This window comes from Cellulosimicrobium funkei (assembly GCF_004519295.1).
GTDB classification, from domain to species: domain Bacteria; phylum Actinomycetota; class Actinomycetes; order Actinomycetales; family Cellulomonadaceae; genus Cellulosimicrobium; species Cellulosimicrobium funkei.
The window spans coordinates 1-4,098 of record NZ_SOZH01000017.1; the positions used below are offsets into that span (position 1 = coordinate 1).

The 4,098-nt window shown below is 73.7% G+C and carries 5 protein-coding genes; 1 reads left to right on the forward strand and 4 read right to left on the reverse strand.

Annotated elements, in window-relative coordinates; all coding sequences use genetic code 11:
• From E1O70_RS19705 to E1O70_RS19720, 4 genes are all read right to left on the reverse strand, one after another.
• Positions 1 to 474 (reverse strand): ClpX C4-type zinc finger protein (locus tag E1O70_RS19705; RefSeq protein WP_276321432.1); only part of this gene is annotated, 474 nt, incomplete at its 3' end.
• Between the two features lie 84 nt (positions 475 to 558).
• Positions 559 to 1,770, reverse strand: a complete 1,212-nt coding sequence (gene zapE / locus E1O70_RS19710) for an AFG1/ZapE family ATPase (RefSeq protein WP_061269475.1) — start codon at positions 1,768 to 1,770, stop codon at positions 559 to 561.
• 9 nt (positions 1,771 to 1,779) lie between these two features.
• The gene (locus E1O70_RS19715; RefSeq protein WP_061269474.1) at positions 1,780 to 2,727 is read right to left on the reverse strand and encodes a permease prefix domain 1-containing protein; all 948 of its coding nucleotides are present in this window, start codon (positions 2,725 to 2,727) and stop codon (positions 1,780 to 1,782) included.
• Complete coding sequence (locus E1O70_RS19720; RefSeq protein ID WP_061269473.1) at positions 2,724 to 3,068, reverse strand: PadR family transcriptional regulator; 345 nt, start codon at positions 3,066 to 3,068, stop codon at positions 2,724 to 2,726. Before E1O70_RS19720 ends, E1O70_RS19715 begins: the two co-directional genes overlap by 4 nt.
• A 118-nt stretch (positions 3,069 to 3,186) precedes the next feature.
• On the opposite strand from E1O70_RS19720, the gene E1O70_RS19725 reads away from it, so the two are divergent.
• Positions 3,187 to 3,897 (forward strand): iron-dependent transcriptional repressor DtxR, encoded by a 711-nt coding sequence (locus E1O70_RS19725; protein ID WP_043659817.1) that lies wholly within the window; start codon positions 3,187 to 3,189, stop codon positions 3,895 to 3,897.
• Positions 3,898 to 4,098: the final 201 nt, after the last annotated feature.

Here is a 4,098-nt window from a genome sequence, read left to right on the forward strand (position 1 = left end):
CTGCGCCAGATACGTCTTGCCCGTCCCCGTCGGACCGATCAACAAGATGTTCGACTTCGCCAGCTCCACGTAGTCCGGGTCGTCGGTCGCGAGGGCCTCGCCCGCCTCCTCGGCGGCAGCGGCGGCGCGTACGCGCTTGTAGTGGTTGTGCACCGCGACGGCCAGCGCCCGCTTGGCGCCGTCCTGCCCGACGACGTAGCGGCTGAGGTGCGCGAAGATCTCGTGCGGCGTGGGGAGCGGGCCGCTGCCGGTGACGATGTCCTGCTCGGCCGACTCCGTCTCGCGGTCCTCCTCGACCATCTCGAGGCAGAGCGCGACGCACTCGTCGCAGATGAAGACGCCCGCAGGGCCGGCGATGAGCCTCTTCACCTGCCGCTGCGACTTGCCGCAGAACGAGCACGTGAGCGCGTCCGCCGCGCGGGGCCCGCGCTGACCGCGCGCGCCGCCGTCGTCGGTGCCGTCGGAGCGTGCCACCAGGTGCCTCCAGTCGAGTCGGTTGCGGCCGATCGTAACCGCCGCCCACGACACCCCCGCACGCGAGCCCTGGGACGCGCCGGGTCAGGCGTGCGGGACGTCGTCCGCCGGGTCGGTGCCGCCCGCGTCCTCGGTGAGGAGCTGGAGCCGGCTCGCGGTGCGGAACGCGTCCGGGCGGTCGGGGAGCGCGGTGCGGAAGGTGCCGAGCGCGTGGGGCGACGTGACGACGAGCTCGACGTCCGCGTCGACCAGCACGTCGACGACCGCGACGAACCGCTGCTGGGCCTCGCGGTCGACGGCGGTGAGCAGGGGGACGTCGGTGACGACCCACCGGCGGAAGCGCACGGACCAGTCGAGGTACTCCAGGGTCGACGTCGGCCGGCCCGCGAGGTCGTCGAACGTCACCCACAGCTCGTCCGCGCGCGCCGCCGTCACGGGGAACGTGCGCGACCCGGTGCGGACCGCCGTCGCCTCGTCCGCGCCCGGGCGGCGCAGGCCGCGGGCGTCGAGCTGGGCCGTCGTGCCGGGGCGGAGCCACGCGCCCGCGGCGAACCCGGCGCGACCGCGCCCGCCGAGCGTCCGGTAGTCCGTGGGCCCGGCGAGCTCGACGACGTCGAGGTGCGCGCGCAGGAGCGCGATCCCCGGCTCGGCGACGTGGTGCCACAGCGGGTTCGGCAGCAGCGTGCCGGGCTCGTAGTTGGACGTCGCGAGCACGACGACGCCCGCCGCGAACGCCCGGCGCAGGAGCCGGGTGAGCAGGGTCGCGTCGCCGGTGTCGTGGAGGTGGAGCTCGTCGAGGTAGAGCAGCGTCGTCCCGCGCAGGAGGCCGTCGATCGCGGAGTCGACGGCGCCGGGGCGTGGCTCCGGCGACTCCTCCGACGGCCTGGGCGGCGTCGGCTCCGCGACCGGCGCGGTCGCCCGGGTGCGCCACCCGCGCGTCGGGCCACCCTGCCCGACGGCGGGCCGCGGCCCGGTGAGGGCGGTCACCCGTCGGGCGTGGATCGCCGCGTGCAGCTCGCGGAACAGGTCGTACACGTGGACCCGCTTGGTCGCGCCGGCGGGGAGCCCGTCCGCGACGGCCGCGAAGAACGCCCCCGCCAGCCACGACTTCCCCCGCCCCGCGGGGCCCCACACGTACAGGCCGCGGACGGGGCGCCGTCGGGCCCCGGCGAGCTCCTCCCCGAGCCGGACGAGCCGGTCGAGGAGCGCGGACTGCGCCGCGTCGAGCGCGAACCCCTCGCGCGACGCCGCCGCCTCGACCGCACGCCGGGTGCTTTCGAGGCGGGAGCGGGTCATCGGGTCAGCCTAGGCGCGGCGACCGCGCAGAGCCTTGACCCACACGTCGACGACGTCCCACGCCGCGATGACGAGGGTCACCGCGACGATCGCGTTCGAGAGCCACGCGAGCGAGTCGGCACCGGAGGCCTCGAGGAACGCGGGGTTGACGAGGCGGTCGGTGCTCGCGAGCCACACGATCGCGCCGGCGAACAGGACGCCTGTGACGGTGTTGACGGCGGCGAGGCCGACGGTCCACCGGCCGCGGACGTACGTGACGATCATGAGCACGATCTCGGCCGCGACGATCGCGAGGAGCGCGCCGGTCCACAGCGGCCACAGGTCCGGGTGCAGGACCGGGATCACGTCGCCGTCCGCGCCGCGGAACCAAGCGATCGAGGGCTGGAGCAGGAGTGCCGCGGCGACCAGGACGAGCAGGCCGACCGAGACCACCGTGTCGACGAGCGAGATCTCGCGCGGCGCGCGCTCGGCGGGGAGACGGTCGACCGTCCACGGGCCGGTGAGGTCGTCCTGGCTGCGTGGGCTGCCGTAGCGCTCGAGCACGACGAAGACGAGCGTCGTCCAGAACGCGATCTGCAGGGCGACGGAGGCAGTCGTCCAGATGCCGCTCCAGATGGCCGACCCGACGGTGGCGCCGTCGACGAGGTCGGTGACGAGCACGATCGCCCCGGGGATGAGGCTGACCCAGAGCAGCGTCTTGAGGAGGCGCAGCCAGTCGAGGTAGAGCGTCGGCCCGATGAGGTACAGCGGGCGACCGGCGAGGTCGGCCGCGAGGCGGTCGGGGTCGCCCAGGTCGTTGAGGACGTCGGTCTCGGCTCGGGCCGGGTCGGCGCCGGCCTCGACCTTGGCCTCGACCGCGTCGGCGACGGACGTGCGGAGCTCCTGCTCGAGGTCGGCGTGCTGGTTCGCGGGGACGCGGCGCAGCGTGGCGGCGACGTAGCGGTCGGTGAGCGTCATGACGTGCCTTCCTGGGAGTCGATGGTCTGGAGGCTCCGTGCTATCGCGAGCCACTCGTCGAGCAGGTCGCGGGCGAAGCGCTCGCCCGCGGGGGAGGTGCGGTAGAACTTGCGCGGCCGCGCCTCGTCGGTGTTCCACTCGCTCACGAGGAGGCCCTGCTTCTCGAGCCGGCGCAGGAGCGGGTAGAGCGTGTTGGCGTCGACGGGGACGCCCGCTGTGGCGAGCGCCTCGAGGAGCCCGTAGCCGTAGCCGGGCGTGCGCAGCAGCAGCAGGCTCGCGACGACGACGGAGCCGCGGCGCACCTCCTGGCTGTGCCCGGCGTAGATCTCGGGATCGGTCATGTCACACACCATAGTGTGTGACGCACAGTATAAGCAAGAGACACATCATCGTGTCGATGAGAGAGCGCTAGACTGGAATGGTTCCAGAGAAGAGTGCGTACCTGCCGCGGGAGGCCGAGTGACCGACCTGATCGACACCACCGAGATGTACCTGAAGTCGATCTACGAGCTGCAGGAGGAGGGGATCCCCCCGCTGCGCGCGCGGATCGCCGAGCGCCTCGGGCACTCGGGGCCGACGGTCTCGCAGACCGTGGCGCGCATGGAGCGCGACGGCCTCGTCGTCGTCGGGGGCGACCGCCAGCTCGAGCTCACGGCCCTCGGCCAGCAGACAGCGGTGCGCGTCATGCGCAAGCACCGCCTCGCCGAGCGCCTGCTCACCGACGTCATCAAGCTCGACTGGGAGCACGTCCACACCGAGGCCTGCCGCTGGGAGCACGTGATGAGCGACCTCGTCGAGCGGCGCCTCGTCGGGCTCCTCGACCACCCGGCGCACGACCCGTACGGCAACCCGATCCCCGGCCTGCGCGAGCTCGGCGAGGACCTGCCCGAGGTCGGCTACCTCCAGGGCGTCGTGTCCCTGCGCGCGCACCTCGTCGCGCGCGGCGCGGTGCCGGGCACCGAGGTGCGCGTCGTGCTCCAGCGCATCGCCGAGCCGATCCAGGTGGACGTCGAGCTGCTCGCGCGGTTCGCCGAGGCCGGCGTGCTCCCGCACCGGACCCTCGTGGTCACGGTGGGCGACGGCGTCGTCACCGCCTCGGGCGAGGGCGCCCTGACCGTCCTCGACCTGCCCGACGACGTCACGCGCCACCTCTTCGTGACCGCGGACTGACCGGGGTGGCCCTGGGCGGCCGCCGAGAACGAGGTTGGTCCCGCTATCCGGTGGATAGCGGGACCAACCTCGTTGTGGTGGGGGAGCAGGGTCGTGCTCGCCGACCGGGTGTCGTGCGGCGGGGTCGTCAGGGGACGATGAGCCCGGCGGTCTGGGTCTTGGCGCGCTGGAGGCGGGCCTCGGCGTCGGACCAGTTGACGA

Bases quoted from the DNA above. Each gene is read 5' to 3' on its own strand.
- zapE (WP_061269475.1), bottom strand. From the start codon at position 1,770: ATGACCCGCTCCCGCCTCGAAAGCACCCGGCGTGCGGTCGAGGCGGCG.
- E1O70_RS19715 (WP_061269474.1), bottom strand. From the start codon at position 2,727: ATGACGCTCACCGACCGCTACGTCGCCGCCACGCTGCGCCGCGTCCCC.
- E1O70_RS19720 (WP_061269473.1), bottom strand. From the start codon at position 3,068: ATGACCGATCCCGAGATCTACGCCGGGCACAGCCAGGAGGTGCGCCGC.